The 22002-nt window shown below is 68.0% G+C and carries 16 protein-coding genes; 4 read left to right on the forward strand and 12 right to left on the reverse strand.

Annotation, left to right across the window (positions count from 1 at the left end; translation table 11 throughout):
* Window positions 1-72: 72 nt before the first annotated feature.
* The 6 genes from ASC46_RS21295 to ASC46_RS14225 all read right to left on the reverse strand — a co-directional run bounded on the left by ASC46_RS21295 (window position 73) and on the right by ASC46_RS14225 (window position 12109).
* Window positions 73-537, reverse strand: a complete 465-nt coding sequence (locus ASC46_RS21295; protein ID WP_141659689.1) for a hypothetical protein — start codon at window positions 535-537, stop codon at window positions 73-75.
* The gene (locus tag ASC46_RS14205) at window positions 534-7958 is read right to left on the reverse strand and encodes a hemagglutinin repeat-containing protein (RefSeq protein WP_055459967.1); all 7425 of its coding nucleotides are present in this window, start codon (window positions 7956-7958) and stop codon (window positions 534-536) included. Before ASC46_RS14205 ends, ASC46_RS21295 begins: the two co-directional genes overlap by 4 nt.
* 53 nt (window positions 7959-8011) lie before the next feature.
* Entirely contained in the window at window positions 8012-8881 is an 870-nt protein-coding gene (locus ASC46_RS14210) for a tetratricopeptide repeat protein (RefSeq protein ID WP_280949168.1), read from the reverse strand.
* The gene (locus ASC46_RS21705; protein WP_055459968.1) at window positions 8778-10490 is read right to left on the reverse strand and encodes a filamentous hemagglutinin N-terminal domain-containing protein; all 1713 of its coding nucleotides are present in this window, start codon (window positions 10488-10490) and stop codon (window positions 8778-8780) included. Before ASC46_RS21705 ends, ASC46_RS14210 begins: the two co-directional genes overlap by 104 nt.
* Complete coding sequence (locus tag ASC46_RS14220) at window positions 10487-11017, reverse strand: invasion associated locus B family protein (protein ID WP_055459969.1); 531 nt, start codon at window positions 11015-11017, stop codon at window positions 10487-10489. Before ASC46_RS14220 ends, ASC46_RS21705 begins: the two co-directional genes overlap by 4 nt.
* An 828-nt stretch (window positions 11018-11845) precedes the next feature.
* The gene (locus ASC46_RS14225) at window positions 11846-12109 is read right to left on the reverse strand and encodes a helix-turn-helix domain-containing protein (RefSeq protein WP_082464852.1); all 264 of its coding nucleotides are present in this window, start codon (window positions 12107-12109) and stop codon (window positions 11846-11848) included.
* Between the two features lie 296 nt (window positions 12110-12405).
* On the opposite strand from ASC46_RS14225, the gene ASC46_RS14230 reads away from it, so the two are divergent.
* Together ASC46_RS14230 and ASC46_RS14235 are read left to right on the forward strand one after the other, a co-directional pair.
* Entirely contained in the window at window positions 12406-13350 is a 945-nt protein-coding gene (locus ASC46_RS14230) for a GHMP family kinase ATP-binding protein (protein WP_245280555.1), read from the forward strand.
* Window positions 13347-14408: a PLP-dependent cysteine synthase family protein gene (locus tag ASC46_RS14235; RefSeq protein WP_055459971.1), complete on the forward strand. Its 1062-nt coding sequence runs from the start codon at window positions 13347-13349 to the stop codon at window positions 14406-14408. Before ASC46_RS14230 ends, ASC46_RS14235 begins: the two co-directional genes overlap by 4 nt.
* Here the strand turns inward: ASC46_RS14235 and ASC46_RS14240 are convergent.
* The 6 genes from ASC46_RS14240 to ASC46_RS14265 are packed head-to-tail and all read right to left on the reverse strand — an operon-like array spanning window position 14401 to window position 20574.
* Window positions 14401-15894 (reverse strand): tripartite tricarboxylate transporter permease, encoded by a 1494-nt coding sequence (locus ASC46_RS14240; protein WP_019401967.1) that lies wholly within the window; start codon window positions 15892-15894, stop codon window positions 14401-14403. The genes ASC46_RS14235 and ASC46_RS14240 overlap by 8 nt on opposite strands.
* 4 nt (window positions 15895-15898) lie before the next feature.
* Window positions 15899-16327, reverse strand: coding sequence for a tripartite tricarboxylate transporter TctB family protein (locus ASC46_RS14245; protein WP_072249509.1), 429 nt, complete (start codon window positions 16325-16327; stop codon window positions 15899-15901).
* Window positions 16324-17286, reverse strand: coding sequence for a tripartite tricarboxylate transporter substrate binding protein (locus ASC46_RS14250; protein ID WP_055459973.1), 963 nt, complete (start codon window positions 17284-17286; stop codon window positions 16324-16326). Before ASC46_RS14250 ends, ASC46_RS14245 begins: the two co-directional genes overlap by 4 nt.
* Before the next feature lie 53 nt (window positions 17287-17339).
* Window positions 17340-18599 carry a threonine synthase gene (locus ASC46_RS14255; protein ID WP_245280556.1) on the reverse strand — a complete coding sequence of 420 codons (1260 nt, stop codon included), beginning with the start codon at window positions 18597-18599 and terminating at the stop codon, window positions 17340-17342.
* Entirely contained in the window at window positions 18599-19786 is a 1188-nt protein-coding gene (locus ASC46_RS14260; protein ID WP_055459974.1) for a M24 family metallopeptidase, read from the reverse strand. The genes ASC46_RS14255 and ASC46_RS14260 overlap by 1 nt, the downstream gene beginning before the upstream one ends.
* A gap of 11 nt (window positions 19787-19797) precedes the next feature.
* Window positions 19798-20574, reverse strand: coding sequence for an IclR family transcriptional regulator (locus ASC46_RS14265; protein WP_055459975.1), 777 nt, complete (start codon window positions 20572-20574; stop codon window positions 19798-19800).
* 129 nt (window positions 20575-20703) lie between these two features.
* Here ASC46_RS14265 and ASC46_RS14270 point away from each other — a divergent pair, with 129 nt between their 5' ends.
* On the forward strand, window positions 20704-20976 hold the full coding sequence (locus tag ASC46_RS14270; protein ID WP_055459976.1) for a helix-turn-helix domain-containing protein: 273 nt from the start codon (window positions 20704-20706) through the stop codon (window positions 20974-20976).
* Window positions 20977-21181: 205 nt separating this feature from the next.
* Complete coding sequence (locus ASC46_RS14275) at window positions 21182-21928, forward strand: helix-turn-helix transcriptional regulator (RefSeq protein WP_055459977.1); 747 nt, start codon at window positions 21182-21184, stop codon at window positions 21926-21928.
* The last annotated feature ends 74 nt before the right edge of the window (window positions 21929-22002 follow it).

Consider the following 22002-nt stretch of genomic DNA (forward strand, 5'->3'; position numbering starts at 1 on the left):
GGCAGCACTCAAGTATTTATCCGACGCCACTCCCTCATTTTCATCTCAAGATTACAGCAGTAATATGTCTAGTTATTTAAAATCCAACGCCCGTCTTGTACTTTCAATGAATGAACGCCAAGGCGCACTTGATCTTTTTGCATCATCGATTGCAAATTTCTTCATACTTGACAATGCAACAGCATAAACAGAGTCCGCATCATCTGGATGCAGCAATCGTTCAAAATTGAACCCCCCTTCGAATTGAAACCACGCACATATCGCCTGCTTGTCCAATGAACGAGACAGCCACAACGATAGGCATTCTTCGAGCCTGTCCGGAATATGGCTCAGCCGTATATCGTAAACAAACAATCTCCTTCCACCCAGAAGGCCTGCATCGTCAATAAGCTCAAATGGGCGCACCTCTCTCACGGGAATCCCGCCGGGAAAAGAGAAATCGATAATATTATCTTCAACATCATGGTAAAATAAGGAATACATGCAGAAATTTGCATATACAAGATCCCACAGCAAAGCATCTCTTAGGGTGATCATCTTATGCCCCACTGCGCAATCTGGTTAGCATCTGGCACTATCGCAGAGAGAACATTACCTTGATATGGCCCCTCCTTCGCCACGAACATTACAACAGGCTTGTCGTCCAATTTGCCTACGAAGGCCTTTGTTGCGGTCCCGCCAAGTCGCCAATCGAAGGTCATCGTGGGATCGGTCAGTATAGAGGAGGTTTTCAACTCAAAAATCTCCTTTCTCGAGACAAGGGATCCCGAATTCGGAATTATACCTTCGTCGATTAAATGGCGCATCGCGTGCCCCCCGTTTCCTCGCATATTTGCATATGCGGAAGAAGCCGTGTCTCGTGTGAAGCTGATCGTTCTTCCGTGGCTACCAACGGCTGCTTGCCCGATAGCCAATACAGCTGCGCCGACATACTTCAGATCGGCGATCTGCTGATCGGTATAGCCGTTCTCCTTTCCGAATGAAGTAGCCCACGCGTCGAACTGCTCCTTGGCGAGAGCGGCGCCGGTGGCGAAGGCCCAAGCCACCGTGTCATAGGCTTCCAGTGCCTCCGCACCGCCAGCCTTGTAGACGGCAGCACGCGTGAGCTCATTGACGAGCTCAGCGCCAAGACCCACCACCTCGCTTAGGGGCTTGTCGCCAACGCCAAGCTGCTGGTCCAGCTTGCGCATATAGGCCGCAACATCGGAGATGCCCAGCGTCTCCTTGAGCGGCTTGCCGGACGCGGCGGCTTCGTCCAGTTGCTTCTGCAGGGTGCCCGCCAGGATCTGCAGGCACTTCTCCCGTTCTTCGGCAGTAAGCTGGTATTCCTTGTTGTCGGCACCGACGTAAGTGCAGCCGCTCGCTTGGGCGTAGGCGGAAGGGACGAGCAGCTCGAACAGGTTGAATCCCTGCTTGCCGCCGCCGCAGCTCAGGACTGCATCGAGCGAGAGGTTCTTCGAAGCCAGCGCGTCGAGCACATCGCCGATGCGCCTTGCTGATTCAGGCCCAAGCTGGCTGCGACCGAGCAAGCCTTCAGTGACCGCTTGCGCTGCCTCGATCAGCGTCTTCCCGGCGAGGTCAACGGTTGACGCGGCCTCGGCGACCGTGCGGTCGAACCTGGCGAGCGAGTTGGCGGTGTTCTCCAGGTTCTGCCGGATGCCCTGGAAGCCCGAGCCGATCTCCTCCACCGCCGAAGTCGAGGCGTAGAACTCCACACCCGAGCGCTCGTCCCTGGTGATCTCCTGCGCCTTGTCGAGGTCACGGTTCAGCGCGGCGACATCCTGGGTCTGGTTCTCCGCGTCGCGGATGATGATCTCACCGTCACCGACCGTGGCCCGCGTCTCCTGCTCGCGCTCGTATTCCGCCACGTGCCCGGAGACGCTGGCGCCCTTGAGCACCCCGCCGACGGCGTTGGAGTTGAAGCCGGCCTGGACGCTCCAGGACGAGCCCCTGTCGTGGTCGTGGATGTCGGAGAAGCCGAGCGTGCCGGTGTCGAGAGTGAGATCCCCGGCGAGCGAGGCGATGACCGCGCCGTCGATTTGGGTGTGGCCCTCGACACGGGCGTCGAGCATCTCCCGGGCGACGATCGCCGTCTGGTCGTTGACCCAGCCATGGTCGGAGGAGCCTTTGCCGAGCCCCCCGGACACGGAGACCGACGACGGGCTCGAACCAAGACCGATAACGACACTGCCTCCGATATTGCTGGAGCGGCTCGCCCCGTGGCCCACATCCTGGCGCGAGGCGACGGTGAGGTCGCCGCCGACGTCGAGGAGAACGTCCGTCCCACTGGCTCCGGCGCCGGCAAAGGTCGCATCGCGCCCGGTCACGACCACAAGGGTGTCACCGGCATGGAGCACGGCATTCAGGTTCTGGAACCCGCTCATCTGGTCGCGGGCATGCGCCACCGAGCCGGAGGCACCGATGCCGAGCGAGCCGCGCGAGCCTTCCGGAGCGCCCAGGCTGAAGCTCGCCTGCAGCCCCACCCCGAAGCTCTTCGATGAGGACGACTGGAACGAGCCGTAGCCGGATTGGGCACTCTCGACGAGGAGGTCACGGCCGACGTCGAGGATGAGGTCCTGCCCGGCAATCGCGTGCGTGCCCTGAAGGTGCATGTCGCGGCCGGCGGTCAGCGTCAGGTCGCCGGCGGCGGTCAGCGTCGTCGGCCGCGCCGTCTCGCCGTAGGCCCATTGCCGGCTCGTCGAGGAGGAGGCACCGGCGGTGATCGAGCCGGAGAGGGTCGGGTTCGACAGCTGCAGGGCGGCGTCGACCCCCTGCATGATGCCGGAGGCCATGCCGATCGCCTTGTAGGCGTCGTTGCCGTAGCCGGAGTTGAAGGTGGAGGCGGCGCCCTTCAGCTGCTCGAGTGCGCCCGAGACGTTCTGGCTGACCTCGGCCTTCAGGCCGACGAAGCTCTGCTTGCGGATCTCGAGTTCGCGCTCCACCTCCGTGGCGGCGAGCAGCGCAAGGTCCCGCCCGGCGGTGACGGCGATGTCTCCGCCGGAGACGATGTCGGCCGCGATGGCGGTGACGTCGCGCCCGGCGGTGATGACGACGCCGCTGCCGCCCTGGATGAGCGAGGCCTCGGCGACCGTCTTCTCGTGCGTCTGATAGAGACTGTCGCGATGGGCGCCGATCGACAGCGAGGCCGAGCCGTTGCCGGCGGAGACGCCGATGCCGACGCCGGAGACTTTTCGCGAGTAAGTCGAACTCTCGGCCTCCATGCCGGGGGCGATGGTGACGTCGCGCCCGGCGGCAAGGCGCGCCTCCTCCACCGCGGCGATGGCCGAGCCGACGATGTCGATGTCGCCCTTGGCGCTGATGTCGACATTGCCGCCGGCGGTGAGCGAGGAGGCGACGTTGTCGACCTCGGCCGTGGTCGAGGCGACCTTCTTCGAGCGGTAGACATCCATCCAGCCGTCGCCGAAATGGAGGCCGACGCCGGAGGTCTTTTTCCAGTAGGCCGTATCGCGCACGTCCTCACCGGCGAGGAGGCGCACGGAGGCATCCTCGCGGCCGTCAGCGCCGGCACCAGCCGCGACGGTGAGATCCTCGCCCGCCGCCAGATGACTTGCCACGACCGTCACGTCGCCGGCCGCCGCGACGGTGAGATTGCCGCCGGCCGAGACCAGCGAAGCGACGTTGCGCTCCTCATGCTTGCTGTAGCCGAAGGACGAGCGGCGCAGGACGTTGCCCTTCCTGCCGCCCGCGGCGATGTCGGTGACGTCGACGACCGACGAGATGACGATTTCCCCGGCCGCCGCGAGGGTGGCATCTTCCGCCGCCGTCACCGTCGACCCCGCGACGACGAGATTGCCGCCGGCGGCGATGGTGAGGTCGCCGCCGGAGGCGACGAGGCCGGCGGCGTGCTCGACGGTGTCGATCCGCGTCCAGCGCTTCTTGTTGCCTTCGAAGAGGCTGTTGGCGATCTGCTGCGCCTCGAGGATGATGTCGCCGCCCGCCTTGAGGGCGAGGCTGTCGTTGCCGACGAGGACGCCGCCGCGGTTGACGAGGTCGCGCTCGGTGGTGATGAGCAGGCTGTCGGCCACGATGAGGCCGCCCGACTGCAGCTCCTGCCAGGCGTAGCGCCCCTGCGCCGTCCAGGCGGCGCGCTGCTCGTTCAGGAACTCCCCGGCGGTGATGGTGAGCGTGTTCTCGGCGAGGATGGCGCCGGTGTTGTGCACCCTCTCGCCCTCGAGGAGGATGTCGCCGGCGATGAGCTGGCCGCCGGCGTCCTTCACCCATTCGCCGAGCCGGTCCTCGGGCAGGAGCAGCTGCGGCACGAGGACCGGGCGGCCGTCGATGAGCTTTTCCTCGTACCAGAGGATGGGCTCGGCGATGCGTGCCTTCTGCTCGTCGCTCAGCGCCTGGCCGAGGCGAATGTCGGGATTGGCCTTCAGGAAGTCGACCGTGCCCTGGTAGAGCGCCTCCTGCTGTTCGACGGGATTGCGGTAGGAGGGATCGAGGACGGCGCGGCCCGTCTGCTCGATGAGCGCCTCACGGATGAGCCGGCGCTCCGTGGTCGGGTCGGCGAAGACGGTGATGGGGCCGCGCACGTCGCCGACCTCGGCGAGGATCCAGCCCGGGCTGCGCTCGTCGGTGCCGCCCGGGATGGGCGCGCCGTTGAGGAAGGTGACGTCGCCGACGGTGACCGGCTTCGGCGCGGCAACGGCGCCGGCATAGGCGGCAAGGTCGATCGCCGCATCCGGCAGGCGCGGCGCCGCCGTCGGCAGGTTGCGGTCGGTGATGCCGATGGTGATCGCCGGCGCCTTGATCTGGGCGGTCTGGGATTGCACCGTCCCGGTATTGGTGAAGCTGCCGCTGGCATTGGCGCTGAAGGCCCCGCCGGCATGGAAGAGGGCCGGCGTCTCGCCCACCGCATAGACATAGGGCCCGTAGAACACGCCCTTGCGGATGGCGGTCTGCGTCATCGTCAGGGTGCGGGCGAGGTTCTCAACCGTGCCGGCGGTGATGACGAGGTCGGTGCCGGCAATGATGGACGAGGCCAGGTTGCGCACGGCGCCGGCGCTGATGGCGAGCCGCCCGTCGGCCTGGATGGTGGCGGCGCCCGAGGTCTCGTACTGCGTCTTCTCGTTGCCGTAGGCGTCGGTGCCGCCGGGGATGACGTAGTCATAGTTGGAGATGCCGACGTCGGTGCGGGTGTTGAGCACCGTGCCGCCGACGGTGATCGCCATGTCGCCCAGCGCCTCAATGACCGAGGCATGGTTCCTCAGGTCGCCGGCCGCGCGGATATCGGCATCGCCGCGGGTGAACAGGACGCCGCCGCCCGGATTGCCCGGATTGTTGCGGCCGACGAGGATCGAGCCGCCGGTCGAGGCAAGGCCGAGGAAAGTGCGCGAGGCGATGGTGCCGAGGACGGTGAGGTTGCCGGCGACCGCAAGCGCGAGGCTGCCGTCGACGATCAACTGCTCGCCCGCGCCGATGGTGAGCCCCTGCCCCGTCAGGGTGAGCGCCAGGTCCTTGCCGAAGTTGAAGGAACCGCGATCGGCGCCGCCGGCGCGCGTAAGGTCGAGGTCGGTGGTGGCCGCCTGGACGGCGGCGCCGTCGAGGCCCTGCAGGACGGAATGGGCGCGGTTGGCGAGATGGCCGGCGACGAGCGCCGTCAGAGTCTTGCCGGACAGCACGGCGAGGCTGCCGGCGGCGCCGCGGCTGTCGAGGCTCGCCGCCTGCAACTGCAGGGCGCCTGCCGCATCGACGATGCCGGCATTGACGAGCGCGCCGGCGAGCGCCAGCGTCACATTGTCCCCCGCAACATGGGCGCCGGCGGCATTGGTGAGCCCGGCGGCCGCCAGGAAGATATCGCCGGCCGCCTTCACCGTGCCGCTGTTGGCGATGGTGCCGCCCGCCGCGATGCCGATGGCACCGCCGCTCTCGATGCGGCCGGCATTGGCGAGGACCCCGCCGATCTCGGCCTCGACGAGGCCGAGCGCCTCGATGACGCCGGCATTGTCGACGTCGCCCGTGACGGCGAGCGCGACGAACCCGCCCGCAAGGCTCGCCCCGGCGCGGTTGGCGAGGGAGCCGGCGGCGAGCGCGAGGCTCTCGGCGCCGATGGCGCGGCCGCCGTTGTCGAAGGCCCCGGCGACGATCAGGTCCGCCGTGACGGCCGACAGGAGGCTCGCCGCCGAGCCGGCGCGGTAGGAGGCGGAGCGCAGCGTCAGCGCCCCGTCGCTGGCGATGACGCCGCCCGTGTTGGTGACGTCGCCGGCGACGATGGCGAGGCAGCGCGGCGACAGGATGCGGCCGAGGTTGGTGAACTCGCCGGCGACGGCGAGCGTCAGCTCCGGCCCGTAGACGACGCCGCCCGCTTCATTGGTCAGCACGTCGCTCGCCAGCGTCGCCGTCAGGCGGCCGTAGAGTGTGCCGGCATTGACGATGGCCTCGCTCGCGGTGAGCGCCAAGTGATCCTGGACGAGCGCGCCCGTGGCGCGGTTCTCGAAGCGCTTGCCGACGGTGAGCGCAAGGTCGGGATAGTCGAGGACCGTGGCGTTGGTCAGCGTCTCGCGCGCGGCGAGCGTGACGCGCCCGGGCGCCGAGAAGGCCGTCCCCTCCCCGAGCGTCAGGTCGGGGGCCGCGACGGTGACGTCGGTCTCGGCGGCGAGCCCCGTGGCGTCGAGGCGGATGCGGCCGAGGCCCGAGACGGAGATGTGCCGGCCGGCGGCGACGAAGCCGTCGATCGTGACGTCATCAGCCTCGATCGCCACGTTGCCGAGCGCCGAGGCGGTGCCCGCCGCGAACAGCGTCCCCGACGAGCGCAGGCTGATCGCCCCGCCGGCCGCGAGCGTGCCGCGGCTGTCGAGCGAGCGGATCGCCTCGGCGACGATGTGCTCGTTGGCGGCGAGGCGCGCGCCCGCCGCCACCGTCACGTCACGGCCGCGCGCCGTGAGCCGGCCGGCCGCGGCATGGTCCCCGGCGAGGCTGAGCGCGCCCTCCGCCCTGAGGTCGAGGTCGCCCGCCGCCGCGGCGCCGGCGAGCGACAGGTCGCCGAGCGAGCGCACGACGAGGTCGCCCGCGCCCGCCGTCAGCGTGCCGGTGAGATGGACGCCGAGGTCGAGGTCGCGCGACAGCACCGAGATGGTACCGGCGCTGACCGTGCCTGCCGCGCTCGAGCGGATGGCCGGGCCGGAGACGGCCGGGATGTCGACGCCGGCGAGCGGCGTTGCGATGTCGCTCTGCTGGTCCCAGTGGACCGCGCCGGCCCTGAGGCGCACGCGCTCGCTCGCCGTCACCGCCCCGTCGATGGCGAGCTGGCGGCCGACGAGATCGATGCGGGAAAGGGCGCCGTCCGGCGCCGAGACGCCGGTGCCCTCGATCGACACGGTGCCGCGCCGCACCGTGAAGCCGACCGTGCCGGTCGCGTAGTCCGGCACCGGCACGCCGGTCGACAGCGTCACCCGGCCGGTGTTGAGGAAGGCGCAGGAGCGGCAGGTCACCCCGTTCGGGTTGGCGACGATGACATCGGCCTTCGCGCCGAACACCTCGGTCGGGCCGTTGAGCAGCGAGGACGAGGTGCCCGTGACCTCGTTGAGGATGACGCTCGCCGGCCGCCGGCCGACGAGGTTCGGGTTGGCGCCGATCTCGCCGCCCAGCACCGAGGTGCCGCCGAGCCCCGAGTTGTTGAGGATGAGGCCGCGCGTGTCGACGTTGTACTCGCGGAACTTGTTGTGCGAGAGCCCGCCCAGCGACGGCGCCGTGATATCGACCACCGGCGCCCCGCGCGGCGAGACCCCCACCCGCGGCCGGAACGCGATCGGCGCCGTCGGATCCGTGATCACCTGCGCCTCAGCCAACCCCGCCGTCAGCGGCTGCAAAGCCACCAGCACCGCCGCCAGAAGACCGCCGGCCCGCCCGACGAGCGAGGCCCCGATCCGCGACAGGCGAAACCCGGCCGGGGATTTGTGCGCATTCGAGCTCCGGGAGGAAACGTAATCGGGACGCATCGGCTGTCTCTTCGGATTGGCTGCGGGAGGCCGCGTTCAGCTACTTGGGACGGCTATTGCGCCACCCTCCACGCCTTGGCCTCGGCCTGCGCTCTGGTGACATCCTCGGCGGACAGCCCGGCCGTGACTCGGGCGAGGGCTTCCGTGCCGCCCGGGTGCTGGCGGGCGGCGGCGAGGTTGTAGTGGACGTGCGCCTTCATGAGGTCGGGCGGCAGGCCGAGGCCCGCCTCGTACATGGCGCCGAGCTCGAACAGGGCGACCGGATTGCCGAGGGCGGCGGCCCTGCCGAAATAATCCGCCGCCTTCACCGGATCCTTCTCGACGCCGAGGCCGTCGCGCCAGATGAAGCCGAGCGCGTTGAGCGCGCCGATGTTGTTCTCGGCGGCCGCCTTCTCGTACCAGGCACGGGCCTTGGCCGGATCCTTGTCGACACCCCTGCCTTCGGCGAAGAGCCCGGCGCAGTTGAAGGCGGCATCGGCATCACCCTTCCCGGCCGCCTCGCAGATCAGCTCCTGCGCCGCCGCATAGTCCTGCAGCACGCCCTCGCCGCGGTAATGCATCAGGCCGAGGCGGTTCATGGCCTTGGCCGAGCCCTTGTCGGCAGCCGCGAGATAGAGCACCCGCGCCTTGTCGAAACTCGCCTCGACGCCGATGCCGAGCTCGACCATGCGCCCGAGATAGAAGGCCCCGTCCGGCGCGCCGGCGTTGAAGGCCGCGTTGAAGCGCGCGAGCGCCGTCGAAAAGTCCTTGCTCTCCAGCGCCGCAAGGCCCGCGGCCAGGGCGTCCGTGGCCGGCGCTGCGGAAGCCTTGTCCGCAGACTTATCCGCAGCCTTGGCCGCTGCGGGCTTGTCCTTCGCGGGCGGAGTGGCGGGCGATCTGGCCGGTGTCTGCTGGGCGACAGCCGCGGTGGCTGTCAGGAGAATGGCGGCGAGCGCGACCGTCGGGCGCATGAAAGGATGTTCCCCTGCCGGTGCAGGTGAAGCCGCAGGTCTCGCTGTAACTCCAGGAGCCGCTCGCCAGCCCGATGTTCTGCAGGCGCTCGGTCTCCATGACCAGCGCGCCATAGGCGTCGATCTGGCCGCTGTTCACGATATCCGCCGCGGAGATCAGGACCGTTTCGCCGGCGATGTAGCCGAGCTGGAGCGGAATGCGCGGCAGGCCGTAATCCATGCTCGCCACCGTGAAGCGGCGGCGCTTGCCGAACAGCCGTCCGAAGAACGACCGATGCGCCCGCTGCACCACGGTAACCTGCGACGCGCCGGCCGGCGTCATGTCGGTGACGTTCTCCAGCCGGGCGGCGGTGATGTTCACGCGCTCCGCCGCCACCAGCCGGCCGGTGCGGTTCTCCACCGTGCCGCCGGCCGTCACCGAGAGCCCGCCGTCGCCCGCGGCGAAGGCGATGGCGAGCCTGTCGGCGCTGTCGGACAGGAGGCGGATGTCGCCGGAGGCGAAGAGCGTGACGTCGCCCCTGGAATCGGGATCGCCCGCATCCATGGAGGCTCCGGTCACCTGGCCCTTCAGGACGAGGTCTCCGGCGCGCGCCAGCAGGGTCACGGCCGACTTGCTTGAGGCCAGCGTGCTCTGGCGCGCCGGCGCGTTGAGAACCTCGATGGCATCGGCGGCGATCTTCACGGCCCGGTCGGCGTCGATCCTGGCGCCTGCGAGCGTCACCTTGCCGTTGGCGTCGATCGTGAAGGTGCCGCGCGCCGCCTGGCCGGCGCCGGCATAGCTCACCCCGGCGCCCTTGGCGTTGACGGCGATGCTGACGCGGCTCGCCGACAGGGAACCGCGCTGCGTGACGTCGACGAGGACGTCCCCGGAAGCATCCGCCTTGATGCTGCGGCTCGTGATCCAGCCGGGAATGCTGTCGCCCGCGGGGACGCCGGCATCGAGGGAGAGTTCCGCGTCCCCCGCCGTCAGGCCGATGTCGGCCTCGGACATCGTGTTCGTGTTGGAGACGGGCCCGTCGATCCTGATCCTCGCGGCGAGCATCTGCAGGCTCGCCATGGTGCCGCCGAGCCCGCCGGGGCCAACCGCGATGTCGCCGGCGCCGGACGTTGCCGTGATGGCGCCGCCGTCGATGCGCACCTGGCCGGTCGACAGCAGCACGCCGCTCGTGTTGATGAACGAGCCGCCGTTGACGGTAATGCCGTTGGGGTTGGCGAGGATGACGTGCGCCCTGTTCCCCAGCACCTCGAGCGGCCCTTCGATGCGGCTGCGATTGGCGGAGGTGACCTCGTTGAGGATCGTCCTGGCGCCGGCCCCGGCGCTGTTGTCCAGCACCACCCCGGCGGCCGGGACGGAGAACTGCGTGTAGGTGTTGCGGCTGATGTCATGGGCGCCGGGCGACGCGATTCCGACGGTGATCCGGCCGCCGGCGCCGACCGTCACCGTTGTCGCCGTGCCGCCGTCGGCCTGCACGGCCTGCGCCAGGGCCGGCCCGTTCGCGCCGAAGGCAAGCGCGCCAAGGGCAAGCGCGGCGAAACCGGCGGCCAGCGTGAGCGGCCGCCCCGATCGACGGGAAGGGATCATCGTGCCGGCCCGTCAAGCGCGCCGACAGCCCGGGTGAAGCCGGCGAGCGACACGGTCACGTCGGCCGGCTTCTCCTTCGCCGTCCAGACGCGGAACACGGCCTTGCTGCCTGCCTTCATCTGCGCGAGCACGTTGCCTGTGAGCGCAAAGCCGGCGTGGCAACCCGAGGCGTTGCAGGTTTCGACGAGCAGCTTGTAGGGCCTGCGCCCGTCGATGCTGAGCTCGATGCCGGGCGCAAGATAGCCTCCGAGCGGCACGGAGACGATGCCGACGAGCCCCTTGCCGCCGGCGTCCGGCACGACGGTGAGGAGGAAAACGGTCTCGCCGCTGTCCTTCACCGCGAGCCGCTGCACGGCCTTGCAGTTGCCCTTCGCAGCGGCTGACGTCCCCTCCCCGCAATGCACCTCCCAATCGTCGAATCGCTCCACCACCGGCGCAGCGAGGGCGCGATCAGGGCGGGCGCCGAAAGCGGCAGCCAGGACGACGAGCAGGAGGACGTGAACGCGGGAGGAAAGCGCGAGGACCATGATCGGATCGCAATGGGGGACGAGCCGCGTGCGATCTAGCAGGGGCCGACGACAATCACAACCCCTGATTGGATATATATTGCGTGCACAACTTTTAATAAAATTTGTTCCAAATGTGGCGGCCGGCGTTCAAAAACATGGCACGGACGCCGGTGTCAAGACATCTGTGAAGGGGAGGGCATCGCGCTGCCCGTGCGGCGCAGCTATGCAGCGGTGGCTGAATCGATGATCGGCGAACTCCGACACATCCTGGGAGTTGCTCGCTGTATCGATAGCCGCCCGCTATGATGCGACGAAGGGATGAGATCTGTGTCGACGGGGCCTCAGACCGGGCACGTGGCTCAATGGTTATCAGGCGTACGACCACCACACCTCGGCGGCTGCGATCTGCATCGTCAATAGCCGAGGCGGCGGGTCGTGCTGGAGACCCGCTTCACGACTGATTCCGATGCGGCCTTGGCCTGCTGAAACCCTATTTGCCGTGACTGCGCCTAGGTGTTTGATCCCACGGTTTGATGGGGCGCTCGCCCAGCGCGTCGGGGTGGGAGAACAGGATCCGGATCACGGGATCGAAGCGAACGCTTCTCGGCGTTTTGACCGATTCTTCGGGCGCAAAGGCGGCGACAGCCGGCGTTCGTGCTTTTGTCCCGAAGTGGCTCGCCGCGGGTACTTCGTCCAGGTCCCGTCCGGCGCTCGCTCGAGATCAGGCCCGAGGTACAGCGTCTGCTGGCTTGTCGTGCCGGCACGGACCCCCTTCTGCAGCCGCGTCAAGACTGGTCCCCACCTCAGAATTCCAGCTGGGCCCGGTAAGCACGCTTCACGATCCACTTAGGTCTCGATCTTTGCACGGCTCCGCGACGTCCGCGCCCCATCCTGCTTCTTCGCATCGAGCTTGCTCGGGCGCTGGATTAGCTCCTCCAAAGTAACGTCAAGCGCCACTGCCAGCTTCCACAATGACATGATGGTGGGATTGCGCTTGCCGGCCTCGAGGCCGCTGAGATAGGCGCGCGAGAAGCCCGAGCGAAACGAGAGCTCCTCCTGCGAGAAGCCCTTTTCGCGCCGCACTCTTTGCACATTGAGGCCGACGACCATGCGCATATCCATGCGGCGAGGTCGCCAGACGGCGCATTTTGGGACGACACACTTTAGTGAACAATCGCGCGCGAGCCACAGCGGGCGCAGGCTCAGGTCGCAGCGCGTTAACTTTGCGAAGCGTCGACGTCGCCGGAAACGCTCTTGCGTCTCTGTTCTAGCCGGCCGGCGATGCCTTGCCGCCTCCGGGAAATCCCCTATCCGATCGAATGTTCACGATCGGCGATCGCCTGATCTGACGAGTGACAGGACGCGCCGCCGACGGCTTTCTCGCGAAGGCGGGCAGGAGATGGCGCATGACCAATACACGCGACGGGAGGCGGCCAGGCTCCAACGAAGGGCGCTTGCGGGTGGGCACGGGCCGGGCCTCGGCGCATCACGGCGAACTCCTTCAGGGAGTATTCGAGGGCGCCGACGGCCGGCTGCACCGCGGGCTCATCACCCTGCCCTGCCCTGTGTTCACCAGCACCGCGACCTTCTGGCCACGCCTCGGCAGCGGCATCACCACGCGCCCAGCCGGGCGCGACAAGGCATCCCGGGCAGCGACGCTGACGCTCGAACGCCTCAGTCTGCCGCAGATCGGTGGCGAACTCACTATTGAGAGCACCGTGCCGATGGGGCACGGCTATGGCTCGTCCACCGCCGATGTGGTTGCCGCCATCCGGGCCACAGCCGCGGCTGCCCGGGTCACCTTGCGCCAGGAAACTGTCGCCGCACTCGCCGTCGCGGCCGAGACCGCGAGCGATCCACTCGCCTACGAAGGCCTGCCGGTGCTGTTCGCACAGCGGGAGGGCCTCCTCCTCGAGCTTCTCGGCCCTGCCTTCCCGCCGCTTATCATCGTTGGATGCAATGTCGCGCCGGACCAGCCGGTGGATACCCTCCTCACGTCCCCGGCGCGCTACGGAAGTGATGAGATCGAGACCTTTCGGGTCCTCTCGGGTCTCGCCCGACATGCCGTCGCAGCAGGCGATGCCCGACTGCTGGCGAGCGTCGCGACCGCCAGTGCGTGCATCAGCCAACGGCATCTGCCGAAGCCTCACTTCGACAAGCTCTCCGACTTAGCCCGGGGCACGGGGGCCTGTGGCTTACAGGTCGCACACAGCGGCACCCTGATCGGCCTCCTGTTCGACGGAGCCGAAAGCCACGCACGCAGGCGCGCGGCCGAGGCCGCAAGCCATTTGGCGGCCCATGGTCTGTTGAGCGTCATCACCTATGAACTCGGCGTCGAGGGGACGCCATGAGAGCACGTTGGCGCCACAGCTATCTCGATGGTTACGCGACGCCGCGGCTCGCGAAGCTGGCGCCCAACCTCGTCGCCGCCTGCTTTCCGCTGATGAAGCTCCTGCCGGCGCGCTTCATGCTCGACCGGGCCGAGGCGCGTGGGGAACTCATGCCCGGCGGCCACATCGTCGAGACGACATCAGGCACCTTCGGCCTTGCGCTCGCCCTGCTCGCCGCGGTGCGCGGCTATCGGCTATCGCTCGTCAGTGCCGACACGCTCCTCGATGCATCACTGCAGCGCCGGCTCGTTGCGCTCGGCGCCCGGATCGAGATCGTTCCCGACGCAGACAAGACAGGTGCGCAGCGGGCGAGGCTCGCCCGCCTCGAGGCCATTCGCAGCGGGCATCCGGAGGCATGGTGGCCGCAACAGTACGACAATCCGGACAATCCCCGCGCCTATGCGCGCCTCGCCGAGCTCCTGGTGCGCACCCTCGGCGCCGTCGACTGCCTGGTCGGCCCGGTCGGCTCGGGTGGATCGATGTGCGGCACGAGCGCCTTCCTGCGTGAGGTCTTTCCGGCGATGCGCACCGTCGCCGCCGACACGCACCGCAGTGTCCTGTTCGGGCATGCGGCCGGATCGCGGCTCCTGCGCGGCCTCGGCAACAGCCTGGTGCCTCAGAACGTCGACCATAGCGCGTTCGACGAAGTCCATTGGGTCGGCGGACTGCAGGCCTTTGCAGCAACCCGCCGGCTCCATCGTGAGCATGGCATCTTTGCCGGACCGACGAGCGGGGCGGCCGTTCTCGTCGCGAGCTGGCACGCCCGCCAGCATCCCGACCAGCTGACGGTCGTCATTCTGCCCGACGAAGGGCACCGCTATCAGGACACCGTGCACAACGACGACTGGCTGTTGGCATTGCCGGGCTGGCCCGCGGTCGAAGCAGCGGGCCCGCTGGAACTCCAGCACCTCGCACCCCTTGGCGAGGCCACCTGGACCTGCATCGCCTGGCAGCGCCGGTCCCTCGATGCGGCCCGCCGCGACTTCGGTGACGGCCTGGCACCTGACGCGCTCACCTGACGACGGGCACGAGGCGTCGCATGACAGGAACGGACAACATGAGCACGGCGGCCGCGAGAAACGCGACGCTGATCGGGCTGTGCAGGAACACGCTCGGGCTGCCGAAGCCGAGGATGAGCGCCTGCCGCGCGTTCTGCTCGAGCAATGTGCCGAGGAGAAAGGCGAGCACCAGCGGCGCGAGATCGAACCCCGCCCGCCGCAGGCCGTAGCCGAGAAAGCCGAAGACGATCATGACGGACACGTCGAACAGGCTGTTGTTGATGCTGAAGGCGCCGACGACGCAGAAGAGCAGGATGAAGGGCGTCATGAAGGCCTGCGGGACGCGCAGCAGCATGACGAAGACGCGCACGAGCGGCACGTTGAGGATGACGAGCATGACATTGCCGATGAACATGCTGGCGACGACACCCCAGAACAGGTCGGGATGCTCGGCGACGAGCCGCGGCCCCGGCGTAACGCCCTGCATGAGCAGCGCACCCATGATGACACCGATGACGGCGTTCGACGGGATACCGAGGCACAGGAGCGGGATGAAGCTCGCCTGCGCAGCGGCATTGTTGGCGCTCTCGGGACCGGCGACGCCCTCGATCGCCCCCTTGCCGAAACGCTCCGGGTGGCGCGACAGGCGCTTTTCCATGAGATAGCTGGCGAAGCTCGCGATGAGGGCACCACCGCCGGGCAATAGCCCCAGGAGGAAGCCGAGACCGCTGCCGCGGGCGATCGGGCCTGCCGAGGCCTTCCAGTCGTCACGGTTCGGCAGCAGGTCGCGCAACCGCCGCCCGACGGCTGCGATCGGTTCGGGGGGACTGATCTTCTCGGCGGCGACAAGAACTTCGCTCATCCCGAACACGCCCATGGCGAGGATCGCGATGTTGAAGCCGTCGCGCAGCTGCGGCGTGTCGAAGGTATAGCGCTCTTCGCCGGAGACGAGATCGACACCGACCGTGGCCAGGAGCAGGCCGAGACCGACCATCGCCCAGGCCCGCACCGTCGGCCCCTCGCCGATGCCCGCAACGAGGGTCAGGCCGAACAGGACAAGGGCCGCCTTCTCGACCGGCCCGAAGGCGAGCGCGGTCTCGGCGAAGGCCGGACCGAGCAAGGCGATGCCGAAGGTGGCGACGATGCCGGCGAAGAAGCTGCCGAAAGCGCTCATGCCGAGCGCCACGCCGGCGCGGCCCTGACGGGCCATCGCATAGCCGTCGAGACAGGTGATGACGCTCGCCGCCTCCCCCGGGACCCGCATGAGGATCGAGGTGAGCGAGCCACCGTACATGGCGCCGTAGTAGATGCCGGCAAGCAGGATGATGGCGCTCGTCTGGTCAAGCATGGCGGAGATCGGCAGCAGGAGGCTGACGGTAGCGGTTGGCCCGAGGCCCGGCAGAACACCGACGGCGGTGCCGACCACGGCTCCGACGAGAGCGACGAGAAGGTTGAGAGGCGACAGGGCGATGCCCATGCCGCCGATGAGACCGGAGAATACGTCCATGGGTTCAGTCCAGAAGGCCGCGCGGCAGCGGCACGTCGAGGAGGTAACCGAACAGCGCCCAGCTGCCGGCAGCCGCCAGGAGGGAGCATGTGACGGCGCTCGCCCAGGATTGGCGTTCGATCGCGCGAAGAATGACGAGGAAGACCAGAGTCGTTGCCGCCAGCGTGCCGAGGATCGCGATCAGCAACGGATAGAGGGCGATCACCGTGCCGTAGCGCAGAAATCGTCCTGCAGCGATCGGCTCGCCCCCGGCGTCATCCGGCGCGGCGATCATGGACCCGACGCCGGCGCCAAGAAGGAGAACGGCAGCGGCAAAGGGAAAGAGCCCGGCCGAGGGCCCGCCATGCCGCCAGAGACCGTAGTCGACGGCCATCGCCGCTGCCGCAGCCGCAGTGAGGCCAAGGAGTGCCGATGCAAGACGCGCCGGGATCACGGCTTGAGCCCCATATCGGCGATCTGCTTTCCGAGCGCCTCGTAGCCCTCGTGCACGGTCCGGGTGAAGGCCGCATGGTCCTGGAAGACGGCGGTGCCGCGCATGGTGCGCAAAAACGTGCGATAGAGCTCCGTCTCCAGCATGTTGCGCAGGACCTGCTGCCACCATTCGATGGCGGCTGGCGGCAAGCCCGCTGGACCAAAGAGGCCGTAGGAGGCGGGGATCGAAACGGGATAGCCACGGCTCCTGAAGGTCGGGATGCCGGGCGCACCCGGGATCGGCTCGGGCCCCGTCTCGATCAGCAGGCGCACGCTGCCGGCGTCGAGGTGCGGTCCGTAATCCGAGGAGACGACGGCGTCGATATGTCCGCCGAGGAGCGCCGTGATGGCTTCGGCGCCGCCGGAGAAGGGGACGAAGGTCGCGCTCACCCCTTCCCGCAGGAAGGCAGCTTCCGTCGCGATATGGGCCACCCCTCTTGGCGCGGCCGTCGCCCACCGCAGCCGGCCGGGATTGGCGCGGCCATAGGCGAGCACGTCGTCCCAGTTGCCGAACGGGCTGTCGCTGCGGACGAAGAACGGAATGGCGATGGCGACGTAGCTTGCGATGTAGGTGAAGTCCTTCAAGGGATCGTAGGGCACCTTCTGCAGATGCGGAGCGACAAGGATCGGGCTTGCCGAATAGAGGGACAACGTCGCGCCATCCGCTCTGGCGCGGGCGAGCTGATCGGCCGCGAGCGTTCCGCCGGCGCCGGGCCGGAAGTCGAGACCCACGGCCACCTTATGACTGGCGCGGGCATGATCGGCGGCAACACGCGCGGCGAGATCCCCTGCCCCACCGGCGGCAAAGCCGACCGTGATGCTGATCCCGCCCGATGGATAGGCTTCGGCTGCCGCCAACCGGGAGAGGCTCAAACCGCCGGCTGACAGTGCGGCGATGATCAGAAGGTCGCGTCGGTTCATGGGTCCCCTCATTCTTGTTCATGGTCGCAACGCTGATGTCGGCCTCGGCGCGGTCAGCCGTTATCGGCGGCCTGGGCGACATGCCGGAGGGCGTCGGCGGCATCGTTGAAGCCCGTGCCGAACCCCTTGCGCGGCCGCGACAGATCGATGTCCTTGAGCCCACTCGCCGTGGCGACGGCCACGACCGTATCGCCAGCCCCGATCGTGCCGTTGCGGCGCAGGAGGCTGATGGCGGCGAGCGGCGTGACAGAGGACAGTTCGGCGAACATCCCATCGAGTGAGGCGAGATCCTCCTGGAGCGCCAGAAGTCCTTCGTTGCCGACCGGGATGGCGAAGCCATCGGATTCCCGCAGCGCCGCGAGTGCCTGATAGGCGCTGCGGGAGGCGCCGAGCGACACGGCGAGCGTGGCAAAGCGCGCGCCGAGGTCCGGCACGCTGTCCTCCTGCCGTGCGAGGGCGGCAGCGAGCGAGCCATGCACCTCGGCCGCCACGAGCCGTGGCAGCCGATCGATCCGCCCGTGATCGCGCAGTTCCTTGAACCCCCGCCACAGGCCGGCCAGCGCATCCCCGTAGCAGACGGGAACCACACACCAGTCCGGCACACGGCCGTCGAGCTGTTCGGCGAGTTCGTAGGCGAGCGTCTTGTAGCCTTCGATGCCGATCGGATGGCTGCCGACCACCGGCGTCCGGAAGGGCGAGGTGACGAACCAGCCATGTCGCTCCATGCCCTCGGCAAGGACCTGCCAGCGGTCGGCCTTGCGGCGCATGGGCACGATGATGGCGCCGTACTTGCGCGCCTGGTCGATCATGGTCCCGGCTGTCTCGGCGAATGTGACGACGACAGCAGTGAGGCCCGCGCGGGCGGCATAGGCCCCAAGCGACGCCCCGGCATTGCCGGAGGAACTGGTGGCGACGACGCGCGCCCCCAGGCTGCGCGCGGCCGAGACCGCCACGGTGGAGAAGCGGTCCTTGTGCGACCACGTAGGATTGCGCGTCTCGTCCTTGATGTAGAGGTAGGTGAGGCCAAGCCGGGCGCCGATCCCGGGCACCGGCACCAGTGGCGTCAGTCCTTCGCCGAGTGAGACGGCATCGGCTTCATCGACCGGCAACATGGCGGCGTAGCGCCACAGCGACGGCAGGCGGCCGGGGGACTGGGGCGCGGTCTCCTGACCTTCCACAGGGGCCGGATAGACCACTTGCAGGTTGGCCGGCGCGGTCGCCGCGCAGAGCGGGCAGCCGCGCGAGTCAATTGCAAGGTCCGGGCGAAAGCGCGCAGCGCAGCGCGGACAGACAAATCCGTCGAAGCGCAGCATCAGCCGACCACCCTGATGTCACCGGCGGTGGTCATGAGGCTTTCGACGCCGTCGGCGCGGACCACGACCATGTCCTCGACCTGCAGGCCCCAGCGGCCGAGCACGTAGTAGGGCGTCTCCACGCACAGCACCATGCCCTCCTCGATGACGTCGGGACTGCCGGGCGACAGGTCGGGCGCATCGTAGCCATCGAGGCCGATACCGTGGCCGACATGATTACGGGCATAGTCCGGGATGCCGGACCGCCGCACGGTCTCGACCGCCGCCTCGAACACCGTGGCAGCTCGCACGCCGGGCCTGATGATCTCACAGGCACGCTCCACTCCGGCGAGCAGCGCCCTGTGGCAACGGAGGATCTCGGCACCGGGCTCACCCAGCGTGGCGATGCGTGCGATATCGGCCCGGTAGTGACGGTAGCGGCCCCCGACGTCGAAGCGAATGACGTCACCATGCGCGAGGCGACGGTCGGAGGGCTGGACATTCATCAGTGCGCTGCGTGGACCGAAGCCGATGCAGCCGAGCACCGGCAGGGCATCGTCCTCGACGGTACGCGTGTGAAAGGCGCGCGCGAGCTCGAGCTCCGTCACACCCTCACGAGCAATCGCCAGGGCTGCGGCTATGGAGCGTTCGGCGATCTCCGCGGCCCGCCGCAGGCGCGCCACCTCCTCCTCCGTCTTCACGGCCCGCACCTTGCGCAGCAGCGACGCGGCGGGAACGAGCGTCGCTGCCGGCAGACGCTTCTGCAGCCGATCCCAGTACCCCGGCAGAAGGCCGAGTTCGTCGACGCCGATACGCGCGCGTGCCAGTCCGGCGTCCGTGATCGCGGCGACGAGGGCTGACAGGGCATCGCCGTCATCCGGCAACTCATGCAACGCGCGCTGCCGCGCGCTTGTTGGATCAAGTTCGCCCTCGTCCGAGACCACGCTGAAGTCGCCGAAGCGCCGTACGCGCTCCACCCAAGCGTCCTGATCAGCCACCAGATCGAGGGTCGCCGTGCTCGTGACGATGACCGGCTCGCCGTGCCCTGCGACCGGCCACAGGGCATAGGCCTGGGGTCCCCGGCGGATCCACTGCGTCATGGCCCAGAAGCCGCTTGTGTAGGTAACATTCTCCGGCGCCGTCGCGACAACGGCGGCGAGATCGTCTCGCTTCATGCACGCCGCGAGGCGCGCCTCGTTGAGCAACATGGAACGGGTCCCTATGCGTGTGGGGTTGAAGGGCCGCGAAAGCCGAGGCGGAAGGAAATCCGCGCGGCTGCGGCCATGACGAGCGGTGCGACGATTGTCGTGGTCAGCGACGGCTCGAGCGCACGTGGATAGGCGACGCTGATCGCCGCCACGACGGTGCCGGCGGCATCGCAGATCCCCGCCCCCACCGAGACGATGCCCGGCAGGTTCTCCTCGACGGAGGTGGCGTGACCCGCCATGCGCGCCTTGCGCAACTGGGCGAGGAGCCGTTCCGGGTCGGTCACGGTGCGCGCGGTCTTCGCCTCCAGCGGCCCAGACCCGAGAATCTGGCGCACCTGCGCATCGTCGAGGGCGGCGAGCAGGGCCTTGCCGAGCGCGGTGCTGTGCAGGGCGAGCGGGTCGCCGGGCGTCGCCTTGACGACGAGAGGGCCGTCGCTCTGCACCGCGACGAGATAGATGCCGCGATCGCCGCGCCGCACGCCGAGGAAGCCGTTGAGGTGATGGTCGCGTGCGAGCTGGCGCAGCTCCTCGAGGGCCGCTTCGAGCATCGGTCCTTGCCGGATGACGTGGTGCGCCAGCGCGAGGGCCGCATGGCCGAGCCTGTAACGTTTCGTCGCGGGATCCTGCTCGACGTAGCCCCACTCCCCAAGCGTGTTCATCAGGCGCTGGATGACCGCAGCGCTCAGGCTGCAGCGCCGCGCGATCTCCCGCACGCCCAGCGGATCGGCATCATCCGACAGGATCTTCAATATGTTGAGGCCGCGTTCGAGCGATTGGCTGCCCGTCATAGATGTTCCTTTTATCGGAACGATGTTTCGTTCAATGACGAGATGCAATCCGACTTGGTCGTGCGTGTCAATGCAAAATGTTCACTATAGTGTGTCGTCACATAGTGCGCGCCGTGGCGACCGTTCGGCATGGACGTTCGCGCGCTCGTCGGAATTAACGTGCTGCGGCTCCGGCGCGATCGGGGCCTGACACAGCTTGAACTGTCGCTGCAGTCAGGCTTCACGCGCGCCTATCTGAGCGGCCTCGAGGCCGGCAAGCGCAACCCGAGGCTCCTGTCCCTCGATCGGCTGGCGGCGTCGCTCGGTGTCACCGTGGAGGATCTGGTACGCCGCCCCCAGGTCGCGGCTGAACGAGCGCGGCGCATCGCCGGCTCATCGGGCGACCGTGAATCCCCGCCGTAAGCGATCCAGATGCTCGCGAACCGATAGCCGGCATCCGCCGCTCCAGCGGGGCGTTCTCGCCACCGCCGGACCACGATGCACAACCGATAGGCAACAGCACAAAAACCGTCAAATTACACTGTCGTGTACATAAATTCGCTAGCCATTGCACACGCCAATCGTGGGGATTATTTGATCGCAGGCTTCAATTACTGAGCCGGCTGCCATGACGCCAACGGGCGCGGTCAAGAGCAATGTCCTCGAAGAGCTCCTCGCTATCGGCGAGAGTGGCAGTCCGGCGCCTCTCAAGAGGCGCCTCCACACTTTGTTGGGACGCTACGGCGTCGAGTGCTGGCTCGTCACAGGTCTGCAGCCCCAGACGGTGGCCGGCTGGCAAGACGGCACCCTGATGAACGCATGGCCGGACGCTTGGTACCGCCGCTATATCGCCGCCGGGCACTATCGCCGCGATCCCTGTGTCGCGCGCAGCCTGAGGAGCCCGCGGCCCTTCGCGTGGCGTGAGCTCGAAAGAGAGATGGCGCAAGACACCGCCGGCCTCCGGGTCATGGCAGAAGCCCGAGAATTCGGGCTCAAGCAGGGCATCTGCGTGCCGCTGCACATCCCCGGCGGCCCCTCAGCGGTCGTGACGATGGCGGGAGAAGCCGTGGACGACGCACCGGGCGCGGATCGCGTCCTGCATCTTGCCGCCTTGAGCGCGTTCTGGTCGCTCACGGGCATCCGCAAGCCAGTCGTGAGACCTGGCCGTTTTGAACGCTCTGACCTGACAGGCCGTGAATGCGAGGTGTTGCGGTGGACCGCGGCCGGCAAGACCGCCTGGGAGGTCGGCCAGATCCTCGGCATCGCCGAGACGACGGCCATCTCCCACCTGCGCAACGCCCGAAGAAAGCTCGGCGCGGCAAACGTGGTCCACGCCGTGGCCGAAGCGTTACGCCTCAACCGTATACAGCTGTAGGCCGGCACTCCGATCGCAACTCCTCAGATCTGGGGATGGAGCCCTGCTTCGCCCCGCCTCATAGAATCGGAGGT

The sequence above is a fragment of the Chelatococcus sambhunathii genome, assembly GCF_001418005.1.
GTDB lineage: Bacteria > Pseudomonadota > Alphaproteobacteria > Rhizobiales > Beijerinckiaceae > Chelatococcus_A > Chelatococcus_A sambhunathii.